Genomic DNA, 17,473 nt, shown 5'->3' on the forward strand with positions numbered 1-17,473 from the left:
CCTTATTTCATATAACTTAAACTTATGATTCACAGACTGTCGCCTATAAAGGCTTCTTTATTCTTACGGTAACTTCGTTCCCACTCTTCTTACGGTAACTTCGTTCCCACCGACAAGTGGTCAACGGCATTCAAAGGATACTCCGCAACTGGAGCGCCGTGGCGAGACCTGCCAGACAGACCTCTTACAGTTTCGCCCCATCGCTACCCGATACGAAAAACTTGCTATAAATTATACAGCTATGTTAGAAATCGGATTAATTTTGTTGTGGTTATAGTTTGAAAACACGCCCTAGCCCAAAGGATAAACCAATGCGAACGCCTTTGGCGCGGCAGAGCCGTTCGCGAAGCGGTTCCAAAGGAACATCGCATTCGTCCCCACCAATTAGGATTCACGATCAGGACTAACAAAACCAAATCCCCCACCTCCAGGGGTCTCAATCACAAACACATCACCTGTATTCATTTCCACTACCCCAGTACTACCCAACTCCTCAACAGTTCCATCCTTCCGTTCCACATAATTTTTTCCCAAAGCACCCGCTTCACCACCATTTAACCCAAAAGGCTTGACCACTCGACGTCCAGATAGAATTCCTGCGGTCATAGGTTCTAGGAAACGAATCTGGCGAATTACGCCATTACCCCCACAATGAACGCCCTTACCGCCACTATCCGGACGAATTCCAAACCTTTCCAAAAGTACTGGAAATCGCCATTCCAAGACTTCTGGGTCAGTTAAGCGAGAATTGGTCATGTGAGTATGTACTGCATCTGTGCCATCAAAATCAACCCCTGCCCCAGAGCCTCCACAAATAGTTTCATAGTATTGATAGCGCTCATTGCCAAAAGTAAAATTATTCATAGTACTCTGAGAAGCCGCCATCACTCCTAAAGCACCATAGATCGCATCGCTTATTGCTTGGGATGTTTCCACATTTCCGGCTACCACTGCTGCTGGATAACGGGGATTGAGCATAGAACCTTCCGGAATAATTACCTCCAAAGGTTTCAGACAACCGGCATTGAGGGGAATATCATCATCCACTAGGGTGCGGAAGACGTATAGCACTGCTGCTTTGCATACCGCTGACGGTGCATTAAAATTACTATCTAACTGAGGCGAGGTACCGGTAAAATCAATCTTGGCACTACGGTTGTTCCGGTCAATAGTGATAGTGACCTGAATCTTAGCACCCCCATCTAACTGATAGCTGAAACTGCCATCTTTGAGCACATCAATCACTCGGCGCACCGACTCCTCAGCATTATCTTGGACATAACCCATATAGGCTTGCACTGTCTCTAATCCATAGTGGGCTACCATCTGCCGTAACTCTTGTACACCCTTCTCATTGGCAGCAATCTGTGCCTGTAAATCAGCTATATTCTGAGTCAGATTCCGGACTGGATATTGACCCCCTAACAGAAGTTGGGTTATTTCATTTTCTCGGAATTTACCATTCTCAACCAGCAGGAAATTGTCAATTAATACCCCTTCTTCCAAGACGCTGGTACTATTAGGAGGCATGGAACCGGGAGTGATACCACCGATGTCAGCATGGTGTCCTCGGGAAGCTACAAAAAATAAAGGAGACAGGGGAGAAGGTTCCTTTAGCCCTAGGGAAGAGTTGAGGAAAACTGGAGTAACAAGGGTGACATCTGGGAGATGAGTGCCACCGTTGTAGGGATTGTTGAGAATATAGACATCCCCAGGTTTAAGACTATCACCATGGGCATCAATCAAGCTGCGGACACTTTCACTCATTGACCCCAAATGCACTGGAATATGGGGGGCATTCGCTACCAATTGCCCTTGTTGGTCAAAAATCGCACAGGAAAAGTCTAGCCGTTCCTTGATATTGACTGAATAACTGGTATTTTGGAGAGTTGTCCCCATTTGCTCTGCTATGGAACGGAATAGATTGTTAAAGATTTCCAGCATGACAGGGTCAGGATGGGGTGATGCTTGAACAGTATTTGGTTGCAGCTGATCTATAGTGCTATTTGTCAAGCTTTCCAGGTTGTCTTGCTGGTCTACCAAATCAGATTTAACTAAAATCAAATGATTCCGTTCATTCACCTCTGCTTTCCAACCAGGCTCAATCACATTAGTTCCAGTTGCCTCAATAATTAATGCCGGACCCAGCACCGAATCCCCTGGCTGCCAATCCTCTCGCCTAAACACAGGGGTATCCCACCACCGATTAGTGGTATAGATTTGCACTGTGGCAACGGGAGCACACATTTCCCCACTCTGACGAGACCGTATCGGTTCTGTTGGGATAGCCATCCGCTTTACTAACTCTACCGAAACCGCTTCGACCATCAACGTTTTCCCTGGCACGATAAATCCATAGCGCTGTTGATGCAATCCCTCAAACTCTTCCGTGATCTGATCAATCCGACCAAACCCAACAACCAAGGCTGAATCGGTGCCCTCATAGCGCAAATGGACTCGCCGAATGACGTCAATCTCGTTACTATTCCGATCCTGGGTATGGTTGTGGTTCAACTCTTCTATTCCCTGAGCCACCAACTTGGCCAAAATTCCCTCTAACTCCAACCCCTCTACTAACTCAGCTTCAACTGACTGTTCTTTCAATACCCTGATATCGGCTAAACCCATGCCATAAGCGGACAATACTCCAGCAAAGGGATGAATGAACACTCGCTTAATCCCTAAGGCTTCCGCAATTAAACACCCATGTTGGCCACCAGCACCGCCAAAGCAACATAGGGTATACTCGGAAACGTCATAGCCCCGTTGTAGAGAAATCTGTTTAATGGCATTGGCCATCTTCTCGACTGCGATCGCTAAAAATCCTGCTGCTACTTCCTCTGGTTTGCGGTTATCCCCAATCTGCTCTACTAATCCTTCAAACCTCTGCCTTACCACCTCAGCATCCAACGGTAAGTTACCATCCGCTCCAAACACCTTGGGAAAAAAGCCTGGCTGCAACTTCCCTACCATCACATTGCAATCGGTCACCGTCAACGGACCCCCCTTACCGTAGGAAGCAGGACCTGGATTTGCCCCAGCTGACTCTGGTCCTACCCGATAACGGGCACCATCAAACTGGACAATGGAGCCACCACCAGCAGCTACTGTATTAATTGCCATCATTGGCGTGCGCAACCGTACCCCAGCAATCTCAGTTTCAAAGGTACGCTCGTATTCCCCGTTATAATGGGCTACATCTGTAGAGGTGCCACCCATATCAAAGGTAATGATCTTCTCAAAACCAGCAATTCGACTAGTCTGTACTGCTCCGACAATACCGCCAGCAGGTCCTGATAAAATACTATCCTTCCCTTGAAACTGTTGCGCGTCCGCCAGTCCTCCGTTTGACTGCATGAACATCAATAGTCCAGAGGTTTTTCCCCGTAAGCCTTCAGGTCGGGTAGGTTGAAGGTTATTTTCCAAAGCTTCATTGGTCAAGCCGCCAAGCTGCAACTGTTGTTCTACCTGATCTACATAGCGACGCAGAATCGGTGATAAATAGGCATCAACCACTGTGGTATCCCCCCGACTGACTAATTTCATCAAAGGGGTGACTTGATGAGATACTGATATTTGGGTAAAACCAATCTCTAATGCGATGCTCGCTATTTCCTGCTCATGAGTGGGATAGCGATAGCCGTGCATCAAGACAATGGCGCAGCTACGAATACCGTCATCATAAGCAGCTTGCAAGGATTGGCGGGTTTGAGCCAGATTGATTGGGGTTAGCTCTTTACCCTGGGCACTGTAGCGTTCTTCTATCTCAATCACCCGTTCATAGAGCATTTCAGGGAGCACAATTTCACGGGCAAAGATATTGGGGCGATTTTGATAACCAATGCGCAACGCATCTTGGAAGCCCTTAGTAATCACTAGGACAGTGCGATCGCCTTTCCGTTCCAACAACGCATTGGTGGCTACTGTGGTTCCCATCTTGATCGCTTCAATGGCATCACTTGGTATCGGCTTACCAACGGGGATGTCTAAAATCTCTCGAATTCCCTGTACTCCAGCATCTTGGTACCGTTCAGGATTTTCCGACAGCAGCTTATGAATTACCAACTGCCCATTCGGGCGTTTTGCCACAATGTCAGTAAAGGTACCACCTCGATCAATCCAGAATTGCCAGCGTCCAGTGGAAGTAGTAGTCATATTTGCCCGATTTGTAATAGAAAATTAAACAGATGGGGAAGATGGCGGAGAATTGTCCAATAGTTTTGATTGTCGCTCTCGCCCCGTAGGGTGTGTTAGGGGTGGGCTAACCCTGATTTTCCGCCTCTGAGTGCCTGGTTGAAATAGCCCACCCCGTAACGCACCACTTTTTTAATTAATTTCAATAATATACAGTTTAAATGCACAACAGCTTAGAGGTTGTCTGAGAAGTCTAATTTGCTACATCCAAGCCCCCTAAATCCCCCGAGCGAGGGATTGCTCGCTCGGGGGACTTTCAGAAGCAAATGGACTCTTGTTCCCCCCAAAGTTGGGGGGCTAGGGGGGCAAAATGCAGTATCAAAAAACTTTTCAGATATCCTCTTATAACGGATGAAATGCCATAGGTGAAATCAACAAACGTTTAGACAGCTTTTGGATGTGTCCAATTGTCAATTCTTGTTGACCACTAACAATTAAATTACATGTTGCTTCGGAACCTAAAATATCTATAATATCTTGATAGTGAAGATAATGCTCCTTCAGAATTACTCGCAATAAATCGGTTCCATAAATGTCAGGTATTAACTGACCACTATTGTTGCGCTTGTGTTGGAAAACCCTTTTCAGTCCCTCTTTGGCAATATAACCAAAAAACATAAACCCTAGGCGTTTGCCAGCTTCAATCAATAACTCATCCCACATGATTTTTATCTCCTGTCTATGGAATAGATAGTGACCAGGATAAGAACTCCAATTCCTTCTCCTGGTTACACTTAGATTTATCTTGGGAAGAAGGCAGAAGGGGAACATTTGAAATAATCTGCCAGTTTCTGGATATGTTCCACGGTTAGATTTCTTTTGCCACTTAATATCATTGAAACAATTGATTTCGTCTTAAAAATGCTAACTAGGTCTTGCTGACGCAATCCATGTTCCTTGATGAGCAGCTTGAGTAAGTCAATCCCGTGAATATCTGAAATTAATGGTTTCTTGCTCTGATAGTCGTGCAATAGTACAGTCAAAGTAGCAAGGTAACTATCTTGATCTTCAGTTAACTCGACCCATGCCTCTAGATCTAGAAGCAAGTTAATGAGATTTTTGGCAGCCTCTTCTTCCGCCTCAGACACAATGGGAAGAAGTGGGTGTTCTTTTACCAAATCAAGATAGCTTTTTGGAATGGTTTCATAGGTCTTGTCTATCATAATCCGCGTTCGCAATAATATTGCGAACAACTATATGCTTGTATTTGAAGTTGATACGAGCTTTAAGGGTATAACGACCGCATCCAATCGTAAATAAAGCGTTACTTTCTTTACCTTCAAGATAGGGAAAAGATTGACGCATTTGCTCAAAGCTAGACCACTGTCCTGTTTCTACAAGCTTGAACCAGGCAGCTATGTATTCGGTTGATTCCGGGTGGTTGTGCAAAAACTTAGCGATGTCGAAAGTAATTACAGTATGCATGTCAATATCTCCGAGGAAGGATTCAACGAGATCTCCTTGCAGGGAGCATTAAGACACTCATAACATTACAAGCAAGGGCATCACCAGTTGTCGCAGACCACTCGTAATGCCCAATATACAAAAACCTCCTAGAATCCGAAATGTTTTTCGCGATTCAGATTCAATTGTATATCGGCTAATTACGAGTAGTCTCAATGCAGTCCTGTTCATAGATACCTCTCTAGAACTAAATTGAGTACGTCGTTATTCAAGACCCTATAGATTCACTTGGTCTTCTTTTAAGAAGTTATCAAATTGAGAACTTTTTGTCAAGCACCCCTTCAAATCCTTGCCCGACTCAAGCAATATCGAGGGTAAGCGACGCGCTACGATAAGCCAGCCTGGTAACTTTCGCGCTAAGTAATTGATCTGGCTGCTGCCGTAATCTGGCTTAATTGATCACACGCCCTAGGAGTAGGATGCTCACTGCTAGCAGAACACCTAGGAAAATCAAAGCAGAAAGACAAGCTGAGTTGAAAGGCAATTGAAAAATTAATTATAATTGCACAATGCTATTATGATCAATAATATCAAGACCAAATTATTCACTTACCGATGACTTGAATTAATTAATTATTATAACTAGAAGTCTCAACAATACATTGCTCTTCGTTTGTATTATAATCTTCCTCATCAAGCCTAAGACTGAGAACAGTAGACTAGTGAAAGCAAAAGCCAAGCCCAAGAAACTACTAGGTTTTTTATGTACTTGCTTATTCCTTGGTTTAGGAATACTCCCCACAGTAGTCACACCAAAGCCAGCCCTTAGTGCAGAATACATTTACTTTAACTATGGTCCGTTAAAATTGTCCCTTTCCCGGGAATCCATCGAGATTTTCGCCAATGAGGGCAGAATTACTAAGGAATTTGAGTTCTACGCCCAAATGCTGAACCCAGAAGCCTTGGAACAGTTGCGGATGCTACTCCAAAAGCGGATTAAAATCAGTCCTGTGGCCATCTCCCGCTTAGGTAAATCCCCCATGGGAGAAGCCTTTCTGGAAGGTTTGGGAAAGATGATTAAAACCCACCCTGGTCGCAATGGTTTACATAGTCTTCGGGGGGCGCTGGTTTTGGCAGCAGCTGACTCCGAAGGTCTAACTCTAATGAATATAGTGCGCCAGTTCCCCACCGAGGGGATGTTGATTGATACTGAGTATATCTTCGATGTCCAAAAAGAGCTAGCTACCCTATTTCGATATCGAGATGCAGCGGTGAATGCGATCGCAAACCAAGCCACCCGAGAAGCCGCTGCCGAGAATACCGTTGATGTGTCCCAGTTAACAGACTTACAACAACCTGGTTCTTATCAATTCACAGACCAAGTCATCACCCTTTCCGGTCGCCGCCGTCAATCCCCTCTAGGGTTATCCGGAGAAACCAAGTTTGAGGTTGCTTTGTACTTACCCCAAGGCAATTCAAAACCAGCCCCCTTAGTAGTCATGTCCCATGGCTTTGCCTCAGATCGCAACCATTTCACCTATTTAGCAGAACACTTAGCATCCCATGGCATTGCTGTAGCGGTTCCTGAACACGTCGGGAGTAATGTTGAATACTCTCAAGCTGTACTACAGGGACTAGCCAATGGAATCAATCCGGTAGAGTTTATTGAACGACCCTTAGATATTAGATATGTACTCGATGAGCTCGAAGACCTATCTAAATCTGACCCTAATTTTGCTAATAAGCTGAATCTGGAACAGGTTGGTGTGATTGGTCATTCCTTTGGGGGTTACACAGCGTTAGCAGTAGCAGGTGCAGAAATTAATGATTTAAGACTGCGCCAAGTGTGTCCTGATCAAGACCCAACCTTCAATCTCTCTGTACTACTCCAATGCCTTGCCAATCGCTTACCCCCGTTTAATTATGACTTGCAGGATCCACGGGTCAAAGCTGTAATCGCTGTTAATCCTATTACCAGCACAGCCCTTGGTCCAGCTAGCTTGGGTAAAATTCAAGTGCCAGTCATGATTATGGCAGGTAGCCACGACATCGTAGCACCAACTGTCCCAGAACAGATTCACCCCTTCATCTGGCTCAATACCCCAGAAAAATATCTGGCAATGATTGTTGATGGCAACCACTTCTCCACTAGTGGTGCATCGGGCGAGGATTTTGCCCTGTTTCCTAGAGAACTACTTGGTTCCAATCCTCAGGTCGGACTTTCTTACCTAAAAGCCTTAAGCTTAGCTTTTGTTAATACTCATATTCGGGATTTGCAAAACTATCGACCTTACCTTAGTGTTACCTATGCCAAATTCCTCTCTGAGAATTCTCTAGAGCTACATTTAGTCAAATCTTTAACTCCAGAACAACTAGAGGAATCTTTTGGCAGTCAAGCTCCCCAAAGTATCATACCACAACTTGCCATTGAGCCAATACGGAAGCGTTCAGAAACGGTTTTAGACCAAATTAAACGAACTGGCACCATAAAAGTTGGTATTAGAAAAGATGCTGCTCCTTTTGGCTACATTGATGCCAACGGAGAGTGGAAAGGGTATTGCTTTGAGCTACTCAATTCCTTAAAAGACAAAGTTGCCCAACAACTCAATAAACCCATAGAACTAGATGTTGTTGCCATTCAATCAACCTTGGAAAATCGCTTTGCTATTGTCCGAGATGAAACTGTAAATTTGGAGTGTGGCCCTAATACTATTAGGAGTGATATTGAAGGTATAAAATTCTCGACACCATTTTTTATTACTGGCACACACTTTTTAGTGGATTCTCAACAACCAAGAGTCTTTAATCGTTACCAAAGCCTGGACAGTTTAAAAATTGGAGTACTTCCCAGTAGCCTAACAGAAATATTTATTGAGCAAACCTATCCTAATGCTCATAAAATAGTTTTTCCTGGAGACATAGGTAGGTCTCAAGGAGTCAAAGCATTAGTCAATAGGGATATTGATGCCTTTGCCAGCGATGGCATTTTATTAATTGGAGAAGTCACCAGACAAGGACTCTCCTCATCCCAGTACACCTTATCTCCAGATCAGCCACTGACCTGTGATTTCTATGGCATGATTCTCCCTAAGAGTGATCCGCAATGGCAACGTATTGTCAACTCCTTTATTGAAGGCGAAAAAGCTAAAGAAATTTGGGGGGGATGGTTTACCAGTTTGTTTCCCTATGTCTTATTAAATCTAGAGTATTGTATTGATAAGTAAAATGTAATTCAGTCTAGAACAGCCATCATTCTTTTTTAGCGGTCACCATAAAGCAACGTCGCATTCCAGGTACTGAACGGGGTGCGATTTGGACAGAGTAACGTCCATAATTGGCTCTTATTTCTCCAGGTTGGATAACTGACGCATTCCACCCATAATTAGCAAATAATTCTTCTGGTTCATCTGTGCCAAAACGCCAATTTTTACTAATTAATCCCTTCTGAGTTTTAGAGCCTATCTGCCACGACTTTACACTTATTAAATCTGCACCCAAATAACTGCCTTTGACACTGAAATCAGAAATTGTTTGCAGTAATGTATTGATCTCTGTTTTATCCAGATACATCAATAAACCTTCCATCAACCAAACTGTAGGTTGATTAGATTTATATCCATGTTTTGTCAATAAATGCACCCAAGGTTTTTGCAAATCTGTGGCGATGGACTGGCGATAACATTTAGATGGAATATCCTTAAGAATTGCTTCTTTGCGAGACATGATTTCTGGTAAATCAATCTCGTATATACATAATTCAGGTGGTAAGGGTAGGCGATATGCTCTAGTATCGTACCCAACCCCTAAAATTACAATTTGACGTACCTCTGGTATTACAGATATCAGAAAATCATCGAAAAATTTAGTTCGCACTGCCACAAACTGGATGCGAAGGGTATTTGATTTCGGGTCTTTACCGTCTTGTTTTTCCCAATAATCCATCAAAGACTGTATTTCCTTAGACCCAACTAACTGAGCAGCAAAAGGATCGTCAAAAAGTCGGTCTGTCCTTTTCGATTCAATAGCACGTTTGGCCGCCATTACTACTGCGGTACGACAGACATCATTTTTGATTTCTGGTATTTTTTCGGCTTTTGCTGCCAGTTCGTTTTCCATAATTTACAATTTACTGCTTGATCATGAAATTAAGGACAACCTTGCTGAGATACTGTACCATCGGGCATCGTGGCATTACACAAATTAGCGCCAGTCAAATTAGCCCCAGTTAAATTAGCCCCTGTTAAGTTAGCCTTGGTCAAATTAGCCTCGGTTAAATTAGCCCCACTTAGATTAGCATTTTGTAAGTCAGCATAGCTTAATTTGGTTCTATACAAATAGGTATTACTTAAATCAGAGCTAGCCATGCTCGCACCGGTTAAATCCCCCAAACTTAATGTGGCTCCTTTTAAATTAGCCTCATATAAGATTACCACAGGAGCAAAAATCTTATCTAATTTAGCATTTTCTAATGTAGCCGATGTTAAGTCAGCATCAAATAAACGAGCAGCTACTAAATTAGCATTTGTCAGGATGGCTCGTTCTAAATTAGCGAGAGTTAAATCTGCTCCTTGAAGATTAGCATTGGTCAGATCCGAACTGACTTCTTCGGTCGCCCGTCGTTGGTAAGATTGAAGTTTAGGGTTAAGTAGAATACTATTTAGATAAGCCCCTGATAAATTAGCCCCTCTTAAATTAATACTTCTCCAATTACAGTTACTAAAATTACCAAAGCTCAAATCACGACCACTTAAATCATCGCCTAGATCGCAATTAGAAAAAGTGTTGGATTGGGCTTGAGCTGGCAACCCTAGACAACCGAGACATAAGAGAGAAGAAATTAGAGTTGAAGACACTAGAGTTATCGTTTTAAGCACCATAATCATATTGAGTAGTTAGGGTTGAATCTTGAGAACATCAATTAATACAGAGTCAAATCTATCGCCATCCCTAGTTGGAGTTGTGAGAGTAGTCAGTTGGAGCAACGGATGGTTAACGGATGTAACCAATGGAAGTATGGAAAAATCTAGAAGTCTCGCAAGATGGCGAAGAGGTTATCCAGAGTAACACGGATTTCTCTGAGGTTTGACTTCGGATTGATATATTAGTATACAGTAATTTCGATGTGAGAGTAGGATTGATCGGAGCGTTGAACCAGGGAATAGGGCACAACTAGAGTTTTTTAGTTAAACTGTTGTACACTCGTCAACAGTAATTGACCATGAACCCAACTCGCCAACTAATCCAAAACATTTTCAAATCGATAGTAGCCTCTGTCCTAATCCTGAGTCTCTTTGGATGTGCCGCCCTTCTAGACCAGTTAGGAATCGGGAATTACACTGTCAAACGGGTATCTGATGGGGATACCATTCTCGTCGCTGACAGGTTTGGCAAAGATGTCAAAGTTCGGTTTGCCTGTATCGACGCTCCAGAAATTGCCCATTCCAACAAAGAGAAGCAAAGCCGCAAATTGGTAGACAAAAGTCAATTCAAATGGGGAAATAAAGCCAAGGAGCGACTTCAGGAACTGGTCAAACAAAGCGATAATCAGGTAGTTTTGACCGTAACTGATACTGACCGCTATGGGCGCAGCGTCAGTGAAGTACGCTTAACCAATGGCACCTTTGTCCAGGAAGTCCTAGTAAAAGAAGGACTAGCACAGGTATATCGCCCCTATCTGAAAGATTGCCCCAGTGCGGAAATGGTCGATAGTGCTGAAGCAAATGCCAAACGATATCGGCGAGGGTTGTGGCGAGACCCTAAGTTTGTTCCAGCTTGGGAATATCGTAGTCTAGCAAAAGCTAAATCCTCCTCCTCCTGAGTCGGAGAGTGTTTAGTCCTGTTAGTGTTTAGTCTTTAGTAGCTAGCCAATAGCTGTTTAACCGCCTATTGGTAGTTACCACTAATGAATGAGTAATTTCGTCATAAATGTTGCAAAATGTTAAGTAAGTCCAGACATTGATCAAAACTAAAATTTAAAACTGATGGTACTCTTCGGATTTAAGAAAAAGCTGACCGTGCCTACTCCTGAGGAAGCCTTACCGGGACGCTCAGAAGTCATGCCAGTACCCGAGCGTCACTACGTCAACGGCAATCCTCTCAAACCCCCTTACCCTGATGGATTGGAAATGGCGATGTTTGGCATGGGATGTTTTTGGGGAGCAGAACGCCGATTCTGGCAACAGGAGGGAGTGTTCACTACCGCAGTAGGTTACGCTGCTGGAGTCACCCCTAACCCCACCTATCAAGAGGTCTGTACAGGCATGACCGGTCACAATGAAGTGGTGTTGGTGGTATTTGACCCAAAAGTAATCAGTTACGAAGCACTCTTGAAAGTCTTCTGGGAAAGCCACAATCCTACCCAAGGGATGCGCCAAGGCAATGATACTGGTACTCAGTACCGTTCAGGAATTTATACCTATTCCGAAGACCAAAAGAAGCTAGCGGAAGCCTCACAAAACGCTTATCAGCAAGCTCTGAATGCCGCCAATTATGGTAATATTACCACAGAAATGATAGATGCTCCTGAGTTTTATTACGCAGAGGGCTATCACCAACAGTACCTGGCTAAAAATCCTAATGGGTATTGTGGTTTAGGTGGGACAAATGTGAATTGCCCTGCAATTTCATAAGTCATCACTTCTGTGGTAAACACTCATCAGTCATTAGTGATTTGTAACTACCAAGAGACTTTGGTTGATTACAAATGACGTAAGCATATGCGCTATGCGCACGCTGCGCGAACAGCTATCAGCTTAAGCGCTACGCGCACGCTACGCGAACAGCTATCAGCTTATGGCTTATGGCTTATGGCTTATGGCCATACTACTGTTCGCGTAGCGTGGCCTTGGCCTTTGGGCACACTACGCAAATGGCTGACGGCTGACGGCTGACGGCTGACTGCTTACCAAATGACTAATGACTAAATGCAGCAATTCAGTTTTCTGAGGCTAACTGATGCAAGAAGGATGGGGAACTGTATGAGAAACAAAAAAATTAATCATAAGTTTAAAACGTTGACTATAGGTTTTATAGTTGCTCTAGGATTAATTATTATTCCTACTCTACTATCCCCTTTCCTGTTTAATCCTCCAGTTTCAGCGTCATCTGCCCAGGAAAAAATTGAACGAGTAGAACTAAGAGATAATCTTGGGAATTATCATTACCCTATTTCCACTACCTCAGACTTAGCTCAACAGTATTTTGATCAAGGTTTAATTCTTGCCTACGCTTTTAATCATGCTGAAGCTGCTCGTGCTTTTAAAGAAGCAAGTAGGCTAGATCCTAATTGTGCCATGTGCTACTGGGGACTAGCTTATGTTCAAGGACCAAATATCAATGCACCAATGGCAGATGAACAAGTACCAGAGGCTTGGCAAGCAATTCAACAAGCGATCGCACTAAGTAACAACGCATCTCCAAAAGAACAGGCTTATATTAAAGCTTTAGCACAGCGTTATTCGGAACAACCAATGGCAGATCGTTCCTCCCTTGATCTAGCTTATGGTCAAGCAATGAAGCAGGTTGTTCAAGATTATCCTGATGATTTAGATGTAGCAACTCTATACGCAGAATCCCTAATGGATACCATGCCTTGGGACTATTGGCAAGATAATGGGGAACTCAAACCAGAAGCGAAGCCAATTTTAGCAACATTAGAATCAGTTTTAGAAAGAAATCCTAAGCATCCGGGAGCTACTCACCTCTATATCCATGCCACGGAGAAAGAACAACCCAAATTAGCTATTACAGCTGCTGATAATCTCCGCAATCTCGTTCCCGCTTCAGGACATTTAGTCCATATGCCCTCTCACATCTATATTCGAGTGGGACGTTACCAAGATGCTGTTATTGCTAATCAAAAAGGAGTGATGGCGGATCGTAACTATCTGGCATCCCCCCATCCTCAAAGTATTTATACTATTGCTTATGTTCCTCATAACTACCATTTCCTTTGGTTTGCAGCGGTAATGAGTGGACAAAGTGAAATAGCAATGGAAGCAGCACAAAAAACAGCAGCAGTTGATCCAAGTCTGATGGCTAATCCAGCTTTATCTGGTAAAATACAACATTTTTCTGTTGTTCCACTTTATACGGAAGTGCGTTTTGGAAAATGGGATAAAATTCTAGAGACACCTGCACCAAAAACTGATTTGAAATATGCTACGGGTGTTTGGCATTATGCTAGAGGTATGGCTTTCAGCTCTCAAGGTAAGAAAGAAGACGCTAATCAAGAATTAGCTAAATTACAAGCTTTAATGGCTGATCCTGATTTAGAAGAACTTAAAATATCGAGTTTGAATTCTACTCCTAGTGTTCTTAAAATTGCCCTTGAAGTCTTAACCGGTTCAATTGCTACTCTTGAGCAAGATTACACAACAGCAACTAGTCACTTAAAAAATGCGGTTACCCTAGAAGATAAGCTGGTTTATAATGAACCACCAGATTGGTATTCTCCTACCCGTTATTTGCTAGGCACAATCCTGCTCCAAGGCAATCAGCCAGAGCAAGCAGAACAAGCGTTTCGTGATGATTTAGATATTTATCCGGAAAATGGTTGGTCATTACATGGTTTAGCACAAAGTTTGCAAGCACAAGGAAAAACAGCAGAAGCAGAAACGATACAACAGCAATATCAACAAGCGTGGCAATATGCTGATATCGCTTTGTGAAATAACCCTAAAATAACCTCAGTTCTATTGCCTCAACGAGAAAACTGCTCTAATACATCCTTTAGCACTGGTGGTAACTTGCGCATAATCTTACCCTGCTCTCGGTCAACGGCTACTAGAATCACACGACCAGTTACGTAAAGTTCTTTCCCATCATGGGATTGAATTTTATAATCCCACTTCATACGGACACCTTTCATTTCGGCGATAGCTGTCTTGACAACTGCTGCTGTGCCCATTGGCATTGCCCGGTGATAGCGTAAAGAAAGTTCTACTACTGGTAAATCGCATCCTAGCCTGACGAGATCACTATAATCCATACCCATCGAGCGTAAATACTCCACCCTCGCTTCTTCCATCCAGCGAAGGTAGGTACCATGCCAGACTATACCAGCATAGTCAGTGTGGTGGGGATGCACTCGCACTGGATAGTCAAACCATTTTTCTGTCGTGGCGGTTAGCTCATGGCTTGGCATGGTATTGTCCAGCTGTCCTTGAGCTGAGGTTTGGGGTATTTCTGACATGGATTAACTTAATTGTTCCACCCCTTGACCGGAAGCAGAAGGGGTGGGTTTTCATTAACTCTAATTAAAAAATTAAAGCTAGCTGCTGACTATCCTACACGTAGAAGGAGAAGTCGATATCTGGAACCGAAGGAGTGATAGGTAAGATATTCTCCTCACTCACTGAGTTATTCTCAATAATCCACATGCCATTCTGTCCTTGGGAATTACGGAAGAAGAAATCATCAATACCATCTCGGTTAGCGTCATAGGCACCACGGAATTCCCAAGGACCGTCTGCTGGTCGGGAAGTGATCAGCACTGCCTCCTGGTAAACAGTACCATCGAGCTTCCAGTAGGCAAACTCTTTGGTAGTCATATTTTCCCAGATAGCATCTGCGTTACCATCGCCATCCATGTCTCCAGCCGCAACTAACTTCCAGGAACTGCCAGGTGATTCTATCATCTTTTCACCATTGGTATCCGTAATAAAGGTAGCATTCTGAAACCCAGTTTCATCGATCTCCCAAACAGCAATTTCTCCGGTGGATGTGTTGTACCAGAAGATTTCTTCTGCACCATCACCGTTAACATCTCCGGTACCACGGATTTGCCAGTTGAGGTCTGATCCTGGTTCACCTGCTGGTGCCTGAGTAGTAATTGTATCCTGGAACTCGGAGCGTTCCATGTTCCAAACCGCAATACCGCCAGTCAGCGTATCACGCCATAGAGGATTCCTGATACCATCCCCTAGATCTATAACACCACGGGCTTCCAATGGACTGTCGTCTGGTACCAACACCTCCTCACCACTTTGATCTGTAATGAACGCGGTCGTCTCAACGCTAGTGCCCTGGCCATTTAGAGTCCACAAAGCAACTTGTCCATTGACAGGATTATGCCAGAACAGATCCACACTGGGGATTCGGGTAATTTCAATGGCATCGAGTCGCCCTCGCTCGAAAGTTCCGTCACCATTTTCGTCGGTAAAGTTACCATTGCTATTTGCTAGTACCGAGATTTGTATTACATCATCTGGAGCAAGGTCTATGTTTTGAAAAATGGCATTTGGATTAGCCTCAGCACTTAAAGTGCCACTTGAATTGCCACCCCTCAGAGGGACATAATTGTTTGGCTCAGCTGTTGGCTCAGGTCTATTAGCAAGTAAGTTTAGATCATAAACATAGGTACCAACTTCCTGTCCGTTGACACTAAATGTCAGTGGAGATTCCCCATCTTCTTCGTCAAAGTAGGCAATACTAATATCATACTTACCAGCCGGTCCATCCTGTGCTGTCCATGTAAATGTCAGCACACCAGGAACTGGAACCGGGTTATCAAAGTCTATGATCTCGACGGCTCGACCCCCTGAAGCAACGAGATCAATATTGTTGAAACCGGTTATCCCGTAGTTTACTCGCGTAACGCGATCGCCTTCTGCTTGAATCAGAACCATAAGATAGTTTTTTCCCAAAAGTTATCTGTGTTTACAGTGGTTGGCTTTTCTTTTCCGTCCTGATGCACCAAAAAAAATTTTTTAATTACTCCATCCCAACTCAGTCCCAACTCACTAATTGACGGGATGTGTAACTTACAAAACTGGCATTACTCAATGTCCCTGGAATGAAATGGCACAAAAGTCTATAAACTTTGTCTGTTTCTGTGAACTTTTGGGGAAAATTTAATCATGCTTATCGATGTATCTAGGGTAAAGTACCTTTCTAGATACCTATTTCTAGATACATCGATAAGGGTAAAACACCCCCTTTAATAGTTCAAAGATGCCCTGCTCAAAACTATCCAGTTTCACTGGATAGTTTTTTTGAAGCCTTTTCTAGAGTTTGACTGGCTGACGATACCCTGATAAAATTCCAGCCCTAACAGATGACCTAATCAAAAAAGTAGTTTGCTTCCAGGCTTCCTATTTTTTTTGGCGTTTTGACTGAAAGAAAATCCTACCATTAGTATAAATGCCATAAAAATCCGTAAATGTCACGCTAAACTTAGCGATTTTCATAAAAATTTCATAAAAATTTATTAAATTTTTACTGACTTGGTACTGAGTAAAAAATAATTATTATATAACATCAAGTCAGCTAATAATTATAAATGAGTAGTTTTCCCCTGCCTCAGGGCAGTTAGTCGGCAACCTATCACCTATCGCCTATCAGCTAATGCGCTACAGATAGTCCTACTAATGGTGCTTTTGAATAAAAGAGATAAGCATTCGTTTAATCTTTTTTGCATCACAGCGTCGAAGTTTGTGCCACCACTATAAGCCTGTGCCACAAAGCACCTCACATACCGTGGCCATAGGCTAAAAACTTTTATCCAGACTTTCAATTATCATCATTAATCTATCAATATTAAATTATCCCTTTTGCCCATTGCCCACGCTACGGGAACGGCGCACGCTACTGACACTCGGAAATATTAGACTCAGATTGAAGTTAACAATCAACCCACCCCTTGAAAGTAAGCAGAAGGGGTGGATTTTTCTTGAGGTTAATTACAACAGTAAAGCTAGCTGCTGACTATCCTACACGTAGAAGGAGAAGTTAGTATCTTCGACCGGAGTGATCCCGACAATATTATCATCACTCACTGAGTCATTCTCGATCATCCAGATGCCATTCTGTCCAGAAACGGAATTACGGAAGAAGAAATCATCAGTACCATCGTTGTTAGCGTCATAGGCACCAC

Annotated in this window: 13 protein-coding genes; 5 read left to right on the forward strand and 8 right to left on the reverse strand. The window is 43.3% G+C overall.

Annotated features, from left to right (window positions below):
- Positions 1–384: 384 nt before the first annotated feature.
- The 4 genes from AC4II3_RS22605 to AC4II3_RS22620 form a co-directional block, all read right to left on the reverse strand.
- Positions 385–4,155 (reverse strand): hydantoinase B/oxoprolinase family protein, encoded by a 3,771-nt coding sequence (locus AC4II3_RS22605; RefSeq protein ID WP_488029502.1) that lies wholly within the window; start codon positions 4,153–4,155, stop codon positions 385–387.
- 381 nt (positions 4,156–4,536) lie between these two features.
- Positions 4,537–4,857 carry a hypothetical protein gene (locus tag AC4II3_RS22610; RefSeq protein ID WP_488011681.1) on the reverse strand — a complete coding sequence of 107 codons (321 nt, stop codon included), beginning with the start codon at positions 4,855–4,857 and terminating at the stop codon, positions 4,537–4,539.
- Between the two features lie 77 nt (positions 4,858–4,934).
- Entirely contained in the window at positions 4,935–5,357 is a 423-nt protein-coding gene (locus AC4II3_RS22615; RefSeq protein ID WP_488011679.1) for a helix-turn-helix domain-containing protein, read from the reverse strand.
- On the reverse strand, positions 5,338–5,619 hold the full coding sequence (locus AC4II3_RS22620) for a type II toxin-antitoxin system HigB family toxin (RefSeq protein WP_488011677.1): 282 nt from the start codon (positions 5,617–5,619) through the stop codon (positions 5,338–5,340). The genes AC4II3_RS22615 and AC4II3_RS22620 overlap by 20 nt, the downstream gene beginning before the upstream one ends.
- Before the next feature lie 701 nt (positions 5,620–6,320).
- On the opposite strand from AC4II3_RS22620, the gene AC4II3_RS22625 reads away from it, so the two are divergent.
- Entirely contained in the window at positions 6,321–8,822 is a 2,502-nt protein-coding gene (locus AC4II3_RS22625; RefSeq protein WP_488011675.1) for an alpha/beta fold hydrolase, read from the forward strand.
- 25 nt (positions 8,823–8,847) lie between these two features.
- On the opposite strand, the gene AC4II3_RS22630 is transcribed toward AC4II3_RS22625, so the two are convergent.
- Together AC4II3_RS22630 and AC4II3_RS22635 are read right to left on the reverse strand one after the other, a co-directional pair.
- Positions 8,848–9,714: an SAM-dependent methyltransferase gene (locus AC4II3_RS22630; protein ID WP_488011673.1), complete on the reverse strand. Its 867-nt coding sequence runs from the start codon at positions 9,712–9,714 to the stop codon at positions 8,848–8,850.
- Between the two features lie 29 nt (positions 9,715–9,743).
- On the reverse strand, positions 9,744–10,451 hold the full coding sequence (locus AC4II3_RS22635; protein WP_488011671.1) for a pentapeptide repeat-containing protein: 708 nt from the start codon (positions 10,449–10,451) through the stop codon (positions 9,744–9,746).
- A 365-nt stretch (positions 10,452–10,816) separates the two neighbouring features.
- Here AC4II3_RS22635 and AC4II3_RS22640 point away from each other — a divergent pair, with 365 nt between their 5' ends.
- The 4 genes from AC4II3_RS22640 (at position 10,817) to AC4II3_RS22655 (ending at position 14,267) form a co-directional block, all read left to right on the forward strand.
- Entirely contained in the window at positions 10,817–11,416 is a 600-nt protein-coding gene (locus tag AC4II3_RS22640) for a thermonuclease family protein (protein WP_488011669.1), read from the forward strand.
- 163 nt (positions 11,417–11,579) lie between these two features.
- The gene (gene msrA, locus AC4II3_RS22645) at positions 11,580–12,227 is read left to right on the forward strand and encodes a peptide-methionine (S)-S-oxide reductase MsrA (protein WP_488011667.1); all 648 of its coding nucleotides are present in this window, start codon (positions 11,580–11,582) and stop codon (positions 12,225–12,227) included.
- 87 nt (positions 12,228–12,314) lie between these two features.
- On the forward strand, positions 12,315–12,488 hold the full coding sequence (locus AC4II3_RS22650; RefSeq protein WP_488011665.1) for a hypothetical protein: 174 nt from the start codon (positions 12,315–12,317) through the stop codon (positions 12,486–12,488).
- 87 nt (positions 12,489–12,575) lie between these two features.
- Complete coding sequence (locus tag AC4II3_RS22655; protein WP_488011663.1) at positions 12,576–14,267, forward strand: tetratricopeptide repeat protein; 1,692 nt, start codon at positions 12,576–12,578, stop codon at positions 14,265–14,267.
- Positions 14,268–14,299: 32 nt separating this feature from the next.
- Here the strand turns inward: AC4II3_RS22655 and AC4II3_RS22660 are convergent, their stop codons facing one another.
- On the reverse strand, positions 14,300–14,791 hold the full coding sequence (locus tag AC4II3_RS22660; RefSeq protein WP_488011661.1) for an acyl-CoA thioesterase: 492 nt from the start codon (positions 14,789–14,791) through the stop codon (positions 14,300–14,302).
- Between the two features lie 94 nt (positions 14,792–14,885).
- Positions 14,886–16,226, reverse strand: coding sequence for an FG-GAP repeat domain-containing protein (locus tag AC4II3_RS22665; protein ID WP_488011659.1), 1,341 nt, complete (start codon positions 16,224–16,226; stop codon positions 14,886–14,888).
- Between the last annotated feature and the right edge of the window lie 1,247 nt (positions 16,227–17,473).

Source organism: Moorena sp. (genome assembly GCF_982860115.1).

Excerpts from the sequence above, each read along its gene's own strand:
- AC4II3_RS22655 (WP_488011663.1), top strand. The coding sequence starts at position 12,576 with ATGAGAAACAAAAAAATTAATCATAAGTTTAAAACGTTGACTATAGGT.
- AC4II3_RS22665 (WP_488011659.1), bottom strand. The coding sequence starts at position 16,226 with ATGGTTCTGATTCAAGCAGAAGGCGATCGCGTTACGCGAGTAAACTAC.
- AC4II3_RS22615 (WP_488011679.1), bottom strand. The coding sequence starts at position 5,357 with ATGATAGACAAGACCTATGAAACCATTCCAAAAAGCTATCTTGATTTG.
- AC4II3_RS22605 (WP_488029502.1), bottom strand. The coding sequence starts at position 4,155 with ATGACTACTACTTCCACTGGACGCTGGCAATTCTGGATTGATCGAGGT.
- AC4II3_RS22650 (WP_488011665.1), top strand. The coding sequence starts at position 12,315 with ATGCGCTATGCGCACGCTGCGCGAACAGCTATCAGCTTAAGCGCTACG.
- AC4II3_RS22610 (WP_488011681.1), bottom strand. The coding sequence starts at position 4,857 with ATGTGGGATGAGTTATTGATTGAAGCTGGCAAACGCCTAGGGTTTATG.
- AC4II3_RS22640 (WP_488011669.1), top strand. The coding sequence starts at position 10,817 with ATGAACCCAACTCGCCAACTAATCCAAAACATTTTCAAATCGATAGTA.
- msrA (WP_488011667.1), top strand. The coding sequence starts at position 11,580 with ATGGTACTCTTCGGATTTAAGAAAAAGCTGACCGTGCCTACTCCTGAG.
- AC4II3_RS22630 (WP_488011673.1), bottom strand. The coding sequence starts at position 9,714 with ATGGAAAACGAACTGGCAGCAAAAGCCGAAAAAATACCAGAAATCAAA.
- AC4II3_RS22660 (WP_488011661.1), bottom strand. The coding sequence starts at position 14,791 with ATGTCAGAAATACCCCAAACCTCAGCTCAAGGACAGCTGGACAATACC.
- AC4II3_RS22620 (WP_488011677.1), bottom strand. The coding sequence starts at position 5,619 with ATGCATACTGTAATTACTTTCGACATCGCTAAGTTTTTGCACAACCAC.